This window comes from Sphingomonas paeninsulae (assembly GCF_003660165.1).
Classification (GTDB): Bacteria; Pseudomonadota; Alphaproteobacteria; order Sphingomonadales; family Sphingomonadaceae; genus Sphingomonas_O; species Sphingomonas_O paeninsulae.
The window spans coordinates 2435888-2452200 of sequence record NZ_CP032829.1; the positions used below are offsets into that span (position 1 = coordinate 2435888).

The following is a 16313-nucleotide window of genomic DNA, read 5'->3' on the forward strand; positions in this document are numbered from 1 at the left end:
GGCTTAAAGCGCCGTGCGGCGAAGGTCCGGGGGCAGTTTGACTATCGGTATAACGGCAGTCGTGCTTGCCGGTGAGCGCCCCGGTGGCGACGCGCTGGCAACGTCGTTCGGCGTTGCGGCCAAGGCGATGATCCCCGTCAGCGGCGTGCCGATGGTTGCGCGCGTGGTTGTTGCGTTAGAGAGTCATTCTGACATCGCCCGGGTTGTCGTCGTCGGCGGCGATGTGCTGGCTTCGGTATGGGCGGGTGCTGAGCTGGCGGGTCGGACGATTGCAGAAACTGTCAGTGTGCTCGTTGATCGTGGGCAGTTTCCCTTGTTGATAACAACGGCGGACCACGCGCTGCTGGATGCCGCGATGATAGAAAGTTTTATCGTCGGAGCCCGCGGGCACGATCTTGCCGTGGGTGTGGTCGAACAGAAGGTTTTGCTCACCGCTTATCCGATGAGCAAACGGACCTGGCTGCGATTTCGGGGCGGTGCATATTCGGGAGCCAATCTGTTCTGGATCGGCAGCGCGAAGGTCGCGCCGGTGCTCGAAATTTGGGCGGCGATCGAGCAGCGGCGTAAACGGGGGCGGGCATTGTTGTCGGCGTTCGGGCCGATTGTCCTCCTCGGAACGGCGCTGCGATTGCTGACGATACAGGGTGCGCTGGCGCGGATCGGCAAGCGGTTCGGACTGTCGGCGGCGGCGGTTGTTATGCCTCAGGCAGAGGCTTGTATCGACGTGGACAATGTGGCGGACCATAAGTTGGTCGAGGCGATATTGGCGGCGCGGGACGTTTTGTGAGAATTGGTTTTCTGTTCAATCATGATGCCGCGCATCAGGTTGCGCATAGTATCGGAATCATGATTGCCTACGCCAAGTGCAATCCGGGACATACGGTAATTGCGCTGGTTTCTCCTGCGCTGCTGAGTATTGTACGGAAACGGACAAATAGTGCTCGGGTCGAGTTGGTGACTTTTGGAGCTGGCCCTGTTGCTCGCGCAATGGGGCCGATTTTCGACCGGATTGCGCCGTTTTCACGGAGGGCGGCTCTGTCGGCCAATCTGGAGTTGATTGCCGGCCTGGACGCTCTGGTCGCGACCGAGCGGACGTGTTTATGGGCAAAACGCAAGCTGGGCGCGCGCGCTCCGGCGTTTATCTATATCCCGCACGGTGCGGGGGATCGGGGGTGACGTATCACCCGGATCTGGCGCAGTTCGATCTGTTGCTGGTGCCCGGTAGGAAATGGGTCGAGGCCGCGTCGAGGGAGCATCTTGTTCACGCGGGCAACGCGATCGAGATAATTGGCTATCCAAAATTCGACTTTTTGGCGGAAAATTCCCCGTCGCGGTCGGTTTTTGCCAATAAAAAGCCAGTTTTTGTCTATAATCCACACTTCGATCCGAATTTATCGTCATGGTATGATTTCGGGCCGAAGCTCATCGACTGGTTTGCGGGTCACCCCGAATTCAACCTGATTGTCGCGCCGCACGTCATGCTGTTTCGGAAAAAATTCCACTGGTCGCTGGAGTATCGAACCGGACGGTTCCGCCCGGAAATCCCCTCATCAGCCAGCGCGTCGAACATCCTTGTTGATGTCGACAGCCCGCGCTTGTTCGATATGAGCTATATGCGTGCTTCCGATGCCTATATCGGCGATGCGAGCAGCCAGATTTACGAATTTATGAACAACCCGCGCCCCGCATTTTTCATTGATGCCCGTCACACGGCATGGTCGGGCGACCCACGCTATCATCACTGGCAAGCGGGGCCAGTCGCTACGTCCCTTAACGAACTGACTGCGCGATTGCCCGATTATCAGGCGGTGGGCGCAGAGTTCGCACCTGCCCAGCGCGCGCTGTTTGCCGAGACGTTCGACCCGTCGCCGATCCCGGCCAGCGAGCGCGGTGCGGCGGCGATTGCGGCCTTTATGGCGCAGCGCCGATGCTGAAGCAGGTCGTCCAGAACATGGGATTGCTGCTGGGAGGGAAAGCCGTCGCGGGCCTCATCAGCCTGATTTATCTTGTCATCGTCACTCGCACGCTGGGGCCGCATGATTATGGCGTGCTGGTGCTGGTCAACGGCTATGTCGTGGCGGTCGGCGGGGTTATCGCATTTTCCGGCTGGCATACGGTCGTGCGCTATGGTGCGCAGGCGTTGGCCGACGGGGATCATGCGCGGCTGACCCGGCTGGTCCGATTCATGGCGTTGGTCGAAATCGCCTGCGCGTTACTGGCGATGGGGGTGGCCGTTGCGGGTGTTCCCTATGCAGCCGCGCGGTTCGGATGGTCGCCCGAAATTATCCCGATCGCGCGCTGGTACGCGCTGGCGGTCCTGTCGAATGTCGTCACGACACCTTATGGCGTGCTGCAATTGGCGGGACGGTTCGACCGGCTGGGCGTTCAGGCCACTCTTTCCCCGATAATTCGTCTGGTCGGCACGTTGATCGTCTGGCTGTCGGGTGGCGGGCTGACCGGGTTTCTGATCGTCTGGCTCGCGGGGTCGGTGTGCGAGGGATTGTCGGTGTGGGTTCTTGCCGCGCCGATATTCCGGACGATGCTTGGTCGCACAAAGGTTCCGGCGGGAATCGATGGCGTAAAGAATGAGAATGCCGGGATTATCCGATTCCTTGTAACCACGAATGCCGATCTGACGCTCCGCGACCTTGCTCCCAAACTGGTGCCGCTCGTTATCGGAGCGACATTGGGCGCAGCGGCGGCGGGAATATATTCGCTGGCGCAGCGTGCGGCGGTCGTGTTGCAACAGCCCGCGACGCAATTGGCGCAGGCTTCTTTCCCGATTATCGCGCGCCTGATTGCAGCGGGCGATCGTGTCGAAGCGAAGCGGCTGACGTGGCGAACGTCGGGTCTGGCGCTGGCCGCCGCGGCGCCGTTTGTGGTGGTTTTCGCCTTTTTCGCAAAACAAATCCTCGAACTGTTGGGCGGTAAAGGATTTGAATCCGGGGCTTTTCTACTGGTCCTGCTCGCCATCGGGCGCGGCGCGCAACTCGGTTCCGTGCCATTTTCCTCTGCGTTGATCGCATTGGGACGCACCGGCCAGTCGATCATGGTCAATATTATTGCGAATATCGGCCTGTTGCCGCTGCTTGTGCTGTTGCTTTACCGTTACAATATAAATGGTGCGGGCTGGCATGGACTGGTTTTAGGTCTGACGATGCTGATTGTGCTTGCACTCGTTTTCCGGGCTGGCAAAGACGATCCGCACTCGGTAGTGCCAGCGACATTATCCGAAACCGACCCGAAAACCGACATGGTCGCCATATCTGCAACGCGACAGGGAACCCTTGATGGCTGAATTTGCTCTCCCCAAGAACAGTAAGATTAAAGCCAAGGGTAAGGCGCATAAGGCGGCTGCCGGTGCGAAGAACATCAAGAATTTCAAAATCTATCGCTACGATCCCGATAGCGGTGAAAATCCGCGCTATGACAATTTTGAGGTCGATCTCGATACTTGCGGGCCGATGGTCCTCGACGCACTGATCAAGATGAAGGGCGAGCAGGATTCGTCGCTCACCTTCCGTCGGTCGTGCCGTGAGGGGATTTGCGGTTCGTGTTCGATGAATATCGACGGCACGAACACGCTGGCCTGTACTAAGGCGATCGAGGATGTGAAGGGCGAAGTGCGGATTACGCCATTGCCGCACATGGACGTCATCAAGGATCTGGTCCCCGATTTCACGCATTTCTATGCACAATATGCGTCGATCGAGCCGTGGCTGAAAACCAAGACGCCGACGCCATCGGGTGTCGAGCGCCTGCAATCTCCCGAAGATCGTTCGAAGCTGGACGGCCTGTATGAGTGCATTCTGTGCGCATGTTGTTCGACGGCATGCCCAAGTTATTGGTGGAACAGCGACAAGTTCCTGGGGCCGGCGATTCTGTTACAGGCTTATCGCTGGCTGGCCGACAGCCGTGACGAGATGACGGGTGAGCGACTGGACGAGCTGGAAGATCCCTTCCGCCTGTATCGCTGCCACACGATCATGAACTGTTCGAATGTCTGCCCCAAGGGGTTGAGCCCGGCGAAGGCAATTGCCGAGGTCAAGAAAATGGTGGTCGAACGCGCTGTCTGATCCAGTCGTGCCAGATGATGTGACTGATCCGTCGCCGTTTATCCACGTTCCCGATCCAGCCAATCCCGGCTGGATGACGTGGGATCTTGCCGACCAATGCCGGTTCAATGCGTTGTTGGGCAAGATGATTGTTCAGCGCGATGGCGACATTGCGCGGGCGCGGATTTTTCCCGAACGTATCCACACGAATTTGCTCGATGGCGTTCACGGCGGGGTAACTCTGGCGTTTGCCGACATCGCATTGTTCGTTGGTGCGGCGTTGCTGGTTCAGGCCGATTCGGCTGGCGGCGTAACGCTGGACCTGTCGATGCAGTTTATCGGAGCGGGCAAAGCCGGTGAACCACTGGACGCCGATGTCGAACTGCTTCGCGAAACGGGGCGGCTGGTGTTTCTGCGCGGCCTCATTTTTCAGGACCACGGAAAAGTCGCCGCTTTTTCAGGTACGCTGTGCAAAGCCACCATTAGAAAATGAATGTTGCCGATCGCTATGCCGAATTGGTCGCAGCGGGTGAGCTTCGTCCCGATCAGACGCAGGCCGATGCGGCTCAACGGCTTCACCAGTTGCAGATCGAACTGGAAGCAGTAGCCCCACGGGGCAGTAAATTCTGGCGATTGGGCAAAGCCAAGTCGTCGGTACCCAAGGGTATTTACCTGTGGGGCGGGGTTGGGCGCGGCAAGTCGATGCTGATGGACCTGTTTTACGACAGCCTGAAAATCAACCGAAAGCGCCGCGTTCATTTTCATGAGTTCATGATCGAGGTTCATGCACGGCTGAGGGTTGAGCGCGAGAAAGAAGCGGGCGATCCGATAGCGCCTGTGGTTGCGGCCCTGGCCGATGAGGCGCGGTGTCTGGCTTTCGACGAAATGGTCGTCAACAATTCGGCCGACGCGATGATTATGTCGCGGCTGTTTACCGGGCTGATCGAAACGGGCGTCACGATTGTGACCACGTCGAACCGCGCGCCGTCCGATCTGTACAAGGACGGCCTGAACCGTGAGCATTTCCTGCCGTTCATCGCGCTGATCGAACGACGGCTGGACGTATTGCCTCTGAACGGCCCTACCGATTACCGGATGGAACGTCTGGCGGGTGTGAAGACGTGGCATGTGCCCAACGGGCCGGTGGCGACGGCGGCGGTCCGGCAGGCTTTTTTCCAGCTAACCGATTTTGCGCCCGAAGATGCGCTGCATGTGCCGAGCGCAGAACTGGAGCTGGGGGGCGGGCGAATGCTGCACGTTCCCAAGAGTTTGAAGGGCGTTGCTGTATTTTCGTTCAAGCGCCTGTGTGGCGAGGCACGCGGGGCTTCGGATTATCTGGCGGTGGCGCGGCATTATCATAGCGTCATTGTTGTCGGCATTCCAAAGCTGGGGCCGGAAAACCGCAATGAGGCTGCGCGGTTCGTGACGCTGATCGATTCGCTGTACGAGCATAAGGTGAAATTGATCGCCACTGCGGATGCCACGCCCGACGCGCTTTATACCAAGGGCGATGGGCGGTTCGAATTCGATCGCACCGTCAGCAGGCTGATGGAAATGCAGTCGGCGGCGTATCTTGCCGAGGGGCATGGCCCCGCCTGAGCGGCCAATGTCGCTATTGCGAACCGTTAGCAAAGATAATCTGCGCGCTAGGGAAATCCACGGTTGCGGCGGCGCGTCAAGGCGCGTAACCGCGACCCCAATTTCCGGATAAGTAACAGGGAAGGCTTTGGCCCAGATGGCACGCAAGAAAATCGCACTGATCGGCGCAGGGAATATTGGCGGCACGCTCGCGCATCTCGCCGCTTCGAAGGAATTGGGCGATATCGTCCTGTTCGACGTCGCAGAGGGTATTCCGCAGGGCAAGGCGCTCGATCTGGCGCAATGCGCGCCGGTCGAAGGGTTCGATGTCAACCTTAAGGGCAGCAACGACTACGCCGACATTGCTGGCGCAGACGTCATCATCGTCACCGCCGGAGTCGCGCGCAAGCCCGGCATGAGCCGTGACGACCTGCTCGGCATCAACCTGAAGGTCATGAAGGCCGTGGGTGAGGGCATCGCCGCCAACGCGCCAAATGCTTTCGTGATCTGCATCACCAACCCGCTCGACGCGATGGTCTGGGCGTTGCGTGAATTTTCCAAGCTGCCGCACCACATGGTCGTTGGCATGGCTGGCGTGCTCGATTCGGCGCGCTTCCGTCACTTCCTCGCCGATGAGTTCAAGGTCAGCGTTCAGGACGTTACCGCGTTCGTGCTGGGCGGACATGGCGACACGATGGTGCCGGTGGTCGAATATTCGACGGTTGCGGGCATCCCCATTCCCGATCTGATCGAAATGGGCTGGTCCACCAAGGAGCGCATCGACGCCATCGTCGCACGCACCCGTGCCGGTGGCGGCGAGATCGTCGGCCTGCTCAAGACCGGTTCGGCTTTCTATGCTCCGGCGACGAGCGGCATCGAAATGGCCGAAGCCTATCTGAAGGACAAGAAGCGCGTTCTGCCAGCAGCTGTGCACCTGTCGGGCCAGTATGGCGTCGATGGCCTGTATGTCGGCGTCCCCTGCGTTATCGGCGCGGGTGGTGTCGAAAAGGTCGTAGAGATCAAGCTGAACGCCGAAGCCCAAGCAAATTTCACCGTGTCGGTCGATGCGGTCAAGGAACTGTTGGTTGCCTGTAAGGCAATCGACGGTTCGCTGAATTAAAGGACTGATATGAGCATTCTGATCGACAAGAATACCAAGGTTATCACGCAGGGGATGACGGGTAACACCGGCACATTCCATACCGAACAGGCGCTGGTTTATGGCACGCAGATGGTCGGTGGCGTAACGCCGGGTAAAGGTGGCACGACGCATATCGGCCTGCCGAACTTCAACACCGTGCACGAAGCGGTTGCGGCCACGGGTGCGACGGCTTCGGTTGTGTACGTTCCACCTCCGTTCGCTGCGGATTCGATCCTCGAGGCGATCGACGCCGAAGTGCCGCTGATCGTTTGCATCACAGAGGGCATTCCGGTGCTCGACATGGTCAAGGTAAAGCGTGCGCTTTCGGGTTCGAAATCGCGGCTGATCGGGCCGAACTGCCCCGGCGTGCTGACCCCGAACCAGTGCAAGATCGGCATCATGCCCGGCTCGATCTTTTCCGCAGGAACGGTCGGCGTTGTGAGCCGTTCAGGTACCCTTACCTATGAAGCGGTGTTCCAGACGACGAACGAAGGCCTTGGCCAGACGACTGCCGTGGGTATCGGCGGCGATCCGGTGAATGGCACGAACTTCATCGACATGCTGGAATTGTTCTTGGCCGACGACGCGACCCAGTCGATCATCATGATCGGCGAAATCGGTGGTTCGGCCGAAGAAGACGCAGCGCAGTTCCTGATCGACGAAGCCAAGCGCGGTCGTAAAAAGCCGATGGTTGGGTTCATTGCCGGACTGACCGCGCCTCCGGGACGCCGGATGGGCCATGCAGGTGCCATCGTGTCGGGCGGCAAGGGCGGCGCGGAAGACAAGATCGCTGCCATGGAAGCAGCCGGGATTCGCGTTTCGCCGTCACCGTCGGAACTTGGTGTCACGTTGAAGGCATTGCTGAACGGGTAATCGTTGGCCGCGCCACTTGATGGTGGTCGGGGCCGGATGGATTCGAGGAAGCAGATATGGGTATCGAGAACGAAATGTTCACTGCCGAACACGAAGCCGGTCCCAGTTGGGCGCGGCCGAACTGGCCGCCGCTGGAAAGCGATGACCTGACGGCGGCGCTCGACCCGACGCAGATGGCGGTCATGGTCAGGGCTGCGGCGAAAAAGGCCGGTGCGCCACTTGATGAGTCGGCGGTAGCGCGAGCCGCCTCCGACGCGATCAAGGCAATGGTGATGATCCGGACGTTCCGGGTTCGCGGGCATCTGGCCGCGAACCTCGATCCGCTCGGCCTGGCACCGCGCCCTGTGCGGGAAGACCTGACACCCGAATATCATGGCTTTGCGGCTGCGGATCTCGACCGGCCGATCTGGCTCGACGGGGTGCTGGGGCTGCAAAAGGCGACCCCGAACGAAATCCTCGCGATCTTGCGCGCAAATTACTGCGGCAAGGTCGGCCTTGAATATATGCACATCACGGACGTGGAGGAGCGCGAGTTCCTGCAGGATCGGATGGAGGGTAAAGACAAGGCAATCACCTTCAGCCCCGAAGGCAAAACCGCGATCCTCGCCAAGGTGATCGAGGCTGAGCAGTGGGAAAAGTTCCTCGGCAAGAAATACGTCGGCACGAAGCGTTTCGGGCTCGACGGCGGCGAAGCGATGATCCCCGCGCTTGAAAGCGTGATCAAGTACGGCGGCCAGTTCGGTGTACGTGAGATTGTGATCGGCATGGCCCATCGCGGTCGCCTCAATGTTCTTTCGAACGTGATGGGCAAGCCGTACAAGGTTATCTTCCACGAATTTTCGGGCGGCTCGGCCAACCCCGATGATGTGGGCGGTTCGGGTGATGTGAAATATCACCTTGGCACCAGCACCGATCGCGAATTCGACGGCATCAAGGTTCATATGAGTCTTGTCCCCAATCCATCGCATCTTGAGGCCGCCGACCCGGTCGTGCTTGGCAAGACGCGTGCGATTCAGACCGATCGTGACGATCTGGAAGACCATATCGAGGTGTTGCCTGTGCTGTTGCACGGCGACGCCGCATTTGCCGGACAAGGCGTGATCTGGGAATGCCTCGGCTTTTCGGGCGTGCGTGGTTACAATACCGGTGGCTGTGTCCACTTCATCATTAACAACCAGATCGGCTTTACGACCAGCCCGCAATTCGCGCGGTCGTCACCCTATCCGTCGGACGTCGCAAAGGGCGTTCAGGCACCGATCTTTCATGTCAACGGCGATGATCCCGAAGCAGTGACTTTTGCCTGCAAAATGGCGATTGAATTCCGCCAGCGTTTTCATCGCGATATCGTGATCGACATGTGGTGCTATCGCCGCTTTGGTCACAATGAAGGTGACGAGCCGGGATTTACCCAGCCGCTGATGTACAAAACGATCAAGACCCATCCTCCGGTCAGCGAAGTGTTCGGCGCACGGTTGCAGGAAGAAGGCGTGATCGACGCGAACTGGATTCCCGACCATATCGCGACGTTTACCGAAATGCTGGAAGGCGAATTTGCCAGCGCGGCGGATTATAAAGCCAATCAGGCCGACTGGTTCGGCGGTCGCTGGGCCGGGCTGCACAAGCCGACTGATTCCGAAACCGCACGCCGTAATGTCGAGACTGGGATCGAGAAGAAACTGCTGGAGGGCCTTGGTCGCACGCTGACCACGGTTCCGGCCGATTTGACAATTCACCCGACACTAAACCGCATTCTGGATGCAAAGCGGGCGATGTTCACCAGCGGCGCTGGATTCGACTGGGCAACTGGCGAGGCATTGGCTTTCGGGTCGATCCTGTCGGAAGGCTATGGCGTTCGTTTGTCGGGTCAGGATTCGGGGCGCGGCACGTTCAGCCAACGTCACTCGGTCTGGGTCGATCAGACCGACGAGCATAAATACGTGCCGCTGTGGAATGTCCCGCATGGTCGTTTCGAAGTGCTGGATTCCACGCTGAGTGAATTCGGCGTGCTTGGGTTCGAATATGGTTATGCCAGCGCAGACCCGAAAACTCTGGTTCTTTGGGAAGCGCAGTTTGGCGATTTCGCCAATGGTGCGCAGGTCATCATCGACCAGTTTATTGCGAGCGGCGAGGCCAAATGGCTTCGTGCGAACGGTCTGGTCATGCTGTTACCGCATGGTTTCGAAGGACAGGGGCCGGAACATAGTTCGGCGCGTCTGGAGCGTTTCCTTCAGCTTTGTGCCGACGACAACATCCAGGTCGCTAACTGCACGACGCCCGCCAACTATTTTCACATTTTGCGTCGTCAGATGCACCGGCCGTTCCGTAAACCGCTGATCATCATGACGCCGAAGTCGCTGCTCCGTCACAAGAGCGCGGTTTCGAAGGCAGAGGATTTCCTGGGCAGCAGCCACTTCAGGCGGATTTTGTCCGATCCGAAAGCGCCCGTGGATGCTGATGTAAAGCGGGCAGTTCTGTGCACTGGCAAAGTTGCTTACGATCTGTTCGACGCGCGCGATGCGGCGGGCGATGCCAACACAGCGATTATCCGGATCGAACAGATTTATCCGTTCCCGGGTGAGGCTCTGGCGGCTCGACTGAAGCGCATGACCAACCTCGAAGAAGTAGTCTGGGCGCAGGAAGAACCAAAGAACAACGGTGCGTGGTTCTTTGTCGAACCCTATATCGAGGAAGCGCTGACGGCAGCGGATATCGGTATTGCACGGCCGCGTTATGCCGGGCGCAAATCTTCGGCTTCGCCAGCAACCGGCCTCGCCAAGCGTCACGTTGCAGAGCAGGCGGCGCTCGTCGCCGACGCGCTCGGCCATAGTGTGCGCGATGAAATCAGACGTCAGCGGAAAGGCTGAAAATGTCCACCGAAGTTACTGTCCCCGTCCTCGGGGAATCGATTACCGAAGCGACACTTGGTGAATGGCTGAAAAAGCCCGGCGATGCGGTGAAAGCCGATGAGCCGATCGCGAGCCTGGAAACCGACAAGGTGTCGATCGAAGTCCCGTCACCTGTTGCCGGCGTAATGGGGCAGCAGGTCGTGAAGGTCGGTGACACGGTCAATGTCGGTGCGGTGATTGCATCGATCGAAGCTGGGGGTGCGGTGAGTGCTCCAACTTCTGCAGCAGTTTCCGCGACTGCTGGTCAGCAGGCTCCTGCGGCCGAAAGGACTGGCGATGGCTTGTCGCCAACGCTGTCCCCTTCGGTGCGGCGTCTGGTGCTTGAAAAAGGCGTCGATCCTTCGACTATCAAGGGGTCCGGCAAGGATGGCCGCCTGACACGAGACGATGTTCTCGGCGCTCCCGCAGCGGCTCCGAAGTCAGAGCCATCCCCCGCTGCTGCGTCTGTAACAGCGGCTGCTCCGATTGCTGTGACTGGCGAGCGTGGCGAAGAGCGCGTGCGGATTACGCGCCTGCGTCAGACTGTCGCGCGACGCCTGAAGGAAGCGCAGAATACTGCGGCTTTGCTGACCACGTTCAACGATGTCGATATGACGGCAGTCATTGAAGCGCGGACAAAATATAAAGACCTGTTCGAGAAAAAACATGGCGTCCGTTTGGGCTTCATGGGCTTTTTCGTGAAGGCGGCGTGTCAGGCGTTGCGGGATATTCCCAACGTCAATGCGCAGATCGATGGCGACGAAATCGTCTATCACGACTATGCCGACATTTCGGTTGCGGTCAGCGCGCCCAATGGTCTTGTCGTTCCGGTGATCCGCGACGCGCAAGAAATGTCGGTCGCTCAGATCGAAAAGACCATCGGTGATTTCGGTGCCCGCGCAAAAGCTGGCACGTTGACGATGGACGACATGAAGGGCGGCACGTTCACGATTTCGAACGGTGGCGTATTCGGTTCGCTGATGTCGACGCCGATCATCAATCCGCCGCAGTCGGCGGTGCTGGGGCTTCACCGGATCGAGGATCGCGCGGTTGTCCGCGACGGTCAGGTCGTGGTGCGCCCGATGATGTATCTTGCACTCAGCTACGATCACCGATTGATCGACGGGCGTGAGGCGGTGACTTTCCTCGTCGCACTGAAGAATGCGATCGAAGATCCAACGCGATTGCTGATCGACCTTTAGGGCGCGATGAGTTCGAGTTAATACCGCTTCCTGAGCCTGTCGAAGAGTTGCCCTTCAGTTTCAAGTCAAGTTAGGACCACCCTTCGACAGGCTCAGGAAGCGTGAGTTTTAGGTCTTTACGTCCCAAGGAGCCGGTAAATGGCTGACTATGATTATGACGTCCTCGTTATCGGATCGGGTCCGGGCGGCTATGTTGCTGCGATCCGTGCGGCGCAACTTGGTCTGAAGACCGCCTGTGCCGAAGGTCGTGAAACTCTGGGCGGGACGTGTCTCAACGTCGGCTGTATCCCTTCGAAAGCGCTGTTGCATTCGTCGGAAATTTTCGAGGAAGCGTATTCGGGTGCGCTCGCCAAGTTCGGCATTAACATCACGGGTGCGACGCTCGACTTGAACCAGATGCACGCTGAAAAGGCGCTTGCGGTCAAGGAGTTGACCGGCGGCATCGCGTTTCTGTTCAAGAAGAATAAGGTTGATTGGTTGAAGGGCAATGCCACTTTCACCGGGACCGATACGGTTGAGGTTGCCGGTAAGGCTCACCGTGCGAAAAACATCATCATTGCGACCGGGTCTTCGGTAACGCCATTGCCGGGTGTGGCGGTCGATCAGGAAATCGTCGTGGATTCGACGGGTGCGTTGGCGCTGGCGAAGGTGCCTGAGCACATGGTCGTCATTGGCGGCGGCGTGATCGGGCTGGAGCTTGGTTCGGTCTGGCGGCGTCTTGGTGCGCAGGTGACGGTTGTCGAGTTCGTCGATCAGATTTTGCCGGGCTTCGATGGCGAGGTCCGCAAGGAGTCGGCCAAGCTGTTCAAGAAACAGGGCTTCGACATTCGCACTTCTACCAAGGTGACTGGCGTTACGGTTGCCGATGGGAAGGCGACTGTGACCATCGAACCGGCGGCGGGTGGCGCTTCTGAAACGATTGTTGCCGATGCTGTTCTGGTGTCGATTGGGCGTCGTCCGAACACCGATGGGCTTGGGCTGGATAAGGCGGGCTTGGCGGTCAATGCGCGCGGGCAGATCGAGACTGGGCATCGATTCGAGACTTCGGTGCCGGGCATCTGGGCTATCGGTGACGTTATTCCGGGGCCAATGCTGGCGCACAAAGCCGAGGATGAAGGCATTGCGTGTGCCGAGAATATCGCAGGGCTGACCGGCATCGTGAATCACGATGTGATCCCGAGCGTGGTTTATACGATGCCCGAGATCGCGGGCGTTGGGCTGACCGAGGAAGCGGCAGCCGCAAGAGGCGAGATCAAGGTCGGCAAGTTCCCGATGATGGCAAACAGTCGGGCCAAGACGAACCGCGACACCGACGGGTTTGTGAAGGTCATTGCGGATGCGAAGTCGGACCGCGTGCTGGGCGTGTGGATCGTTGCGAGCCTTGCCGGAACGATGATTGCGGAAGCCGTGCTGGGGATGGAATTCGGCGCCACGTCGGAAGATATTGCCTATACTTGCCACGCGCATCCGACTCATTCCGAAGCTTTGAAAGAGGCAGCGATGGCGGTGCAGGGCAAACCGATCCATATGTAATCGATGCCGAGTGAAATCACTGCCGAACTTACGCCCCTGATCGGATGGCTGGACCTGTTCGGTCTTGGTGTGTTTGCGATGTCGGGTGCGCTGGCGGCGGCGCGGGCGCGGCAGACTTTGGTGACGTTTGCGTTCTTTGCGCTGGTGACCGGAGTCGGTGGCGGGACCGTGCGTGATTTGTTGATCGGCGCGCCGGTTTTCTGGGTGCATAACTGGCGTGTGGCGGCGGTCTGCATGGGGGCGGCGCTGTTGATATGGTCGACTCCGCACTGGTTCTGGCGTGGTCGTGCGATCGACTGGTTCGATGCGGTTGGGCTGGCGGTCTATGCGGTGTTCGGTGCTGCCAAGTCGATCGGGCTCGGCGTTCCCGCGCTGCCCGCAATCATGATGGGCGTGATTACCGCGTGCGTCGGCGGGATTATCCGCGACGTGCTGGCTGGTGAGCCGTCGATCCTGTTGCGCCCGGAGCTTTATGTGACCGCAGCGGCGCTGGCGGCAGGATCGTTCGTGGGGCTGGTGCTGTTGGGCGTGCCACTGTTCGTGGCAGCCGTGATCGGTGCGCTGGCGGGATTTACGTTACGCGCACTGGCGATCGTGCGCGGCCTGTCGATTCCCGCCTATCGGGGTTAGCCGCGCACGACTCCTACTGCGCTGAACAAAACGGGTTCATCCGGCGGAGTGTTGGGTTCGGTTAGCGAACGTTGCCACAGGCCGACGTCGATCCACTGACCGTTCTTGAAAGTGATCTCGCGATAAACACCGGCGCGGCGGAAACCGATTGTCTCGTGAAGCTGGATGAGTTTGTCGTTCGGCATTGTAAGGGTGCTGATTGCCTGCGTGAAGTTCTGCTGTGTCAGCGTGGCGAGCAATGACTGGTACAGATTGCGGCGCAGGCTCTGGCTTTCCAGCTCGCCACTCACGTAACAGGCGGTTTCCACGGCAAATCGGTATGCCGAACCAGCGCGGAAGGGTTTGGCAAAGGCATAGCCTAACACCAACCCGCTCTCGTCATCCACGCCCACGATCCACGGGTACAGATCGCCGGCTTCCGTAATGCGGTCGCGCATTTCTTCGGATTTTGGCGGGCTGGATTCGAACGAAACGGCATTCGTAACGACATAGGGTGCGTAGATTGCAACTATGGCAGCGGCGTCGTCAGGTGTGGCGGCGCGAAGGGTTATCATGTGGTTATCCAGGTCATAATAAGGTCGATGAGACGGGGTTGCGAAGCCGGAGCGGCGACGGTCGGGCATTCGAGACAGCGCACCTGAATCGTCGCGCCGGTCGCCAGCGCGCGCGCGTCGGTGATCGCGCCTGTCAGCGCCGCCATCCGTTGACGCGCCATCGTGGAAAGCAGGTCGGTCGGCTGGCTAGTGTCGTCGTCGTTGCCGCGATACGCCTGAGCAAGTGTTTCGGTGAAGGTCAGTGGCTTTTCGAGCCAGATCGCATGAGCGGCCGCCGGATCAAGTTTGGCACGACGTGCGGCTTCGGCAATGGCATCGTCGATGCCGCCGAACGCATCGATCAGGTTGATCTGGCGCGCAGTTCCGCCGTCCCATACGCGACCCTGTGCGATTTCGTTGACGCGGGCAGGGGGCAGGTGCCGCGCCGCGCTGACCAGCGTGATAAACCGGCCGTAGGTGCTTTCGATACTGCGCTGGATAATCGTGTCGAAGGCGGGGTTCGTGCCACCGAGTATGTCGGGCTGGCCGGTCAGGGGCGTGGTTTTGACGCCGTCGGTGGTCAGGCCGACCTTGGCAAGCACACCCTCAAATGTTGGGATAATGCCGAATACGCCGATCGAGCCGGTGATTGTCATGGGCTCGGCGAACACTTTGTCGGCGATCGTCGTGACCCAGTAACCACCGGAAGCGGCAACATTGCCCATTGAAACGATAATCGGAATGCCGCGCGCCTTTGCAGGGATCAATGCCGAGCGGATGCGATCGGAGGCGAGTGCCGAGCCACCAGGCGAATCAACGCGCAGGACGATCGCCTTGAACCGGTCGGCGGCCAGCGCCTGATCGATCAGTTTTGCAATTGTGTCGCCACCGGCACTTCCCGCACTGGCATCGCCATCGACGATGTTACCGGCGACGGTTACCACCGCGATGCTGCCATCGCCGGTTTTTTGAGGATTGGCGGCGATCCATGCGGGTAGATCGACGCGCGCAAAGTTCATGTTCTTTTTGCCGGTGCCGACGATGGCGGCAACGGCGCGCGTAAAGCTGGCCCGGTCACCGAGCTTGTCGACGATGCCAGCCGCCAGTGCCGATTGGGCAAGGTCGCCGCTTGTCGTTGCGGCTACGGGATCGGCGACATAGGCGGCAATCTTTGCAGTTGGCCGTGCGCGCTGGACATTTGTGGTCCAGCCTTCCCAAAGGATTTTCAGCAGAGCTTCGTTTTCGGCCTTCGCTTCCGGCGACTGGTCGGTCCGGGTATAGGGTTCGACGAACGATTTATATTTGCCGACACGATAAACGTGTGCGTTGACGCCGAGCTTGTCGATCAGTCCTTTGTAGTAAATCCGCGATCCGCCCGGACCTGCGAAAAGCGCCAGTCCCATAGGATCGAGCCAGATCTGCGAAGCATGGGCCGCGAGCAGGTAACTGCTATCCTGATATCCGGTCGCGAATGCCAGCACGGGCTTTTTGGCAGCGCGAACCTTATCAAGCGCCTCACCGACGTCGGTCAGCGCAACTTGCCCGCCTCCTGTAAATCCATCGAGGTCGAGGACAACGGCCTTTATCCGATCATCGGTAGCAGCAGTGTCGATAGCGTGAACTAGATCGCGAAGCCGAAACTCGCGCGGCCCGGCAGCGGCCCCGATCAAGCTGGACGGACTGACGCTCTGGGGTTGTTCGACAATGCTGCCCTTAAGCTGGAGGAGCAGCGCGCCGCTCCCGACGCTTGCCACATTTGGACGCACTGAGAGTGCCGCGTAAATTAGCCCAAAAAATAAGAGCATGAACAACAGCACGAGCGCATCTTTCACGCCCACCAGCAATTTCCACGCGCCGCGTACCAGTGTCATCGCAAAATGCTC

General features: G+C 59.4%; 15 protein-coding genes. 13 read left to right on the forward strand and 2 right to left on the reverse strand.

Annotated features, from left to right (window positions below):
• The first annotated feature begins 37 nt into the window (after positions 1–37).
• The 13 genes from D3Y57_RS17465 (at position 38) to D3Y57_RS17525 (ending at position 13897) form a co-directional block, all read left to right on the forward strand.
• Entirely contained in the window at positions 38–787 is a 750-nt protein-coding gene (locus D3Y57_RS17465; RefSeq protein ID WP_121156134.1) for a glycosyltransferase family protein, read from the forward strand.
• Positions 784–1176 (forward strand): hypothetical protein, encoded by a 393-nt coding sequence (locus D3Y57_RS17470; protein ID WP_121154645.1) that lies wholly within the window; start codon positions 784–786, stop codon positions 1174–1176. The genes D3Y57_RS17465 and D3Y57_RS17470 overlap by 4 nt, the downstream gene beginning before the upstream one ends.
• Positions 1173–1934: a hypothetical protein gene (locus tag D3Y57_RS17475; RefSeq protein ID WP_121154647.1), complete on the forward strand. Its 762-nt coding sequence runs from the start codon at positions 1173–1175 to the stop codon at positions 1932–1934. The genes D3Y57_RS17470 and D3Y57_RS17475 overlap by 4 nt, the downstream gene beginning before the upstream one ends.
• Positions 1928–3298, forward strand: coding sequence for a lipopolysaccharide biosynthesis protein (locus tag D3Y57_RS17480; protein ID WP_121154649.1), 1371 nt, complete (start codon positions 1928–1930; stop codon positions 3296–3298). The genes D3Y57_RS17475 and D3Y57_RS17480 overlap by 7 nt, the downstream gene beginning before the upstream one ends.
• Positions 3291–4076, forward strand: a complete 786-nt coding sequence (locus tag D3Y57_RS17485) for a succinate dehydrogenase iron-sulfur subunit (RefSeq protein WP_121154652.1) — start codon at positions 3291–3293, stop codon at positions 4074–4076. Before D3Y57_RS17480 ends, D3Y57_RS17485 begins: the two co-directional genes overlap by 8 nt.
• A 7-nt stretch (positions 4077–4083) precedes the next feature.
• The gene (locus D3Y57_RS17490; RefSeq protein ID WP_239025913.1) at positions 4084–4548 is read left to right on the forward strand and encodes a PaaI family thioesterase; all 465 of its coding nucleotides are present in this window, start codon (positions 4084–4086) and stop codon (positions 4546–4548) included.
• The gene (gene zapE / locus D3Y57_RS17495; protein WP_121154654.1) at positions 4545–5654 is read left to right on the forward strand and encodes a cell division protein ZapE; all 1110 of its coding nucleotides are present in this window, start codon (positions 4545–4547) and stop codon (positions 5652–5654) included. Before D3Y57_RS17490 ends, zapE begins: the two co-directional genes overlap by 4 nt.
• 136 nt (positions 5655–5790) lie before the next feature.
• Complete coding sequence (mdh, locus tag D3Y57_RS17500; protein WP_121154656.1) at positions 5791–6753, forward strand: malate dehydrogenase; 963 nt, start codon at positions 5791–5793, stop codon at positions 6751–6753.
• Positions 6754–6762: 9 nt separating this feature from the next.
• Positions 6763–7647 (forward strand): succinate--CoA ligase subunit alpha, encoded by an 885-nt coding sequence (sucD, locus tag D3Y57_RS17505; protein ID WP_121154658.1) that lies wholly within the window; start codon positions 6763–6765, stop codon positions 7645–7647.
• Positions 7648–7703: 56 nt separating this feature from the next.
• Complete coding sequence (locus D3Y57_RS17510; protein WP_121154660.1) at positions 7704–10511, forward strand: 2-oxoglutarate dehydrogenase E1 component; 2808 nt, start codon at positions 7704–7706, stop codon at positions 10509–10511.
• A gap of 2 nt (positions 10512–10513) precedes the next feature.
• On the forward strand, positions 10514–11734 hold the full coding sequence (odhB, locus tag D3Y57_RS17515) for a 2-oxoglutarate dehydrogenase complex dihydrolipoyllysine-residue succinyltransferase (protein ID WP_121154662.1): 1221 nt from the start codon (positions 10514–10516) through the stop codon (positions 11732–11734).
• Between the two features lie 138 nt (positions 11735–11872).
• Entirely contained in the window at positions 11873–13267 is a 1395-nt protein-coding gene (gene lpdA / locus D3Y57_RS17520; RefSeq protein WP_121154664.1) for a dihydrolipoyl dehydrogenase, read from the forward strand.
• Between the two features lie 3 nt (positions 13268–13270).
• The gene (locus tag D3Y57_RS17525; protein WP_121154666.1) at positions 13271–13897 is read left to right on the forward strand and encodes a trimeric intracellular cation channel family protein; all 627 of its coding nucleotides are present in this window, start codon (positions 13271–13273) and stop codon (positions 13895–13897) included.
• On the opposite strand, the gene D3Y57_RS17530 is transcribed toward D3Y57_RS17525, so the two are convergent.
• Complete coding sequence (locus tag D3Y57_RS17530; protein ID WP_121154668.1) at positions 13894–14451, reverse strand: GNAT family N-acetyltransferase; 558 nt, start codon at positions 14449–14451, stop codon at positions 13894–13896. The two genes, D3Y57_RS17525 and D3Y57_RS17530, sit on opposite strands and share 4 nt — an antisense overlap.
• Entirely contained in the window at positions 14448–16301 is a 1854-nt protein-coding gene (gene sppA / locus D3Y57_RS17535; protein ID WP_121154670.1) for a signal peptide peptidase SppA, read from the reverse strand. Before sppA ends, D3Y57_RS17530 begins: the two co-directional genes overlap by 4 nt.
• Positions 16302–16313: the final 12 nt, after the last annotated feature.

Excerpts from the sequence above, each read along its gene's own strand:
- sppA (WP_121154670.1), bottom strand. The coding sequence starts at position 16,301 with ATGACACTGGTACGCGGCGCGTGGAAATTGCTGGTGGGCGTGAAAGAT.
- D3Y57_RS17485 (WP_121154652.1), top strand. The coding sequence starts at position 3,291 with ATGGCTGAATTTGCTCTCCCCAAGAACAGTAAGATTAAAGCCAAGGGT.
- lpdA (WP_121154664.1), top strand. The coding sequence starts at position 11,873 with ATGGCTGACTATGATTATGACGTCCTCGTTATCGGATCGGGTCCGGGC.
- mdh (WP_121154656.1), top strand. The coding sequence starts at position 5,791 with ATGGCACGCAAGAAAATCGCACTGATCGGCGCAGGGAATATTGGCGGC.
- zapE (WP_121154654.1), top strand. The coding sequence starts at position 4,545 with ATGAATGTTGCCGATCGCTATGCCGAATTGGTCGCAGCGGGTGAGCTT.
- D3Y57_RS17510 (WP_121154660.1), top strand. The coding sequence starts at position 7,704 with ATGGGTATCGAGAACGAAATGTTCACTGCCGAACACGAAGCCGGTCCC.
- D3Y57_RS17480 (WP_121154649.1), top strand. The coding sequence starts at position 1,928 with ATGCTGAAGCAGGTCGTCCAGAACATGGGATTGCTGCTGGGAGGGAAA.
- D3Y57_RS17530 (WP_121154668.1), bottom strand. The coding sequence starts at position 14,451 with ATGATAACCCTTCGCGCCGCCACACCTGACGACGCCGCTGCCATAGTT.
- odhB (WP_121154662.1), top strand. The coding sequence starts at position 10,514 with ATGTCCACCGAAGTTACTGTCCCCGTCCTCGGGGAATCGATTACCGAA.
- sucD (WP_121154658.1), top strand. The coding sequence starts at position 6,763 with ATGAGCATTCTGATCGACAAGAATACCAAGGTTATCACGCAGGGGATG.
- D3Y57_RS17525 (WP_121154666.1), top strand. The coding sequence starts at position 13,271 with ATGCCGAGTGAAATCACTGCCGAACTTACGCCCCTGATCGGATGGCTG.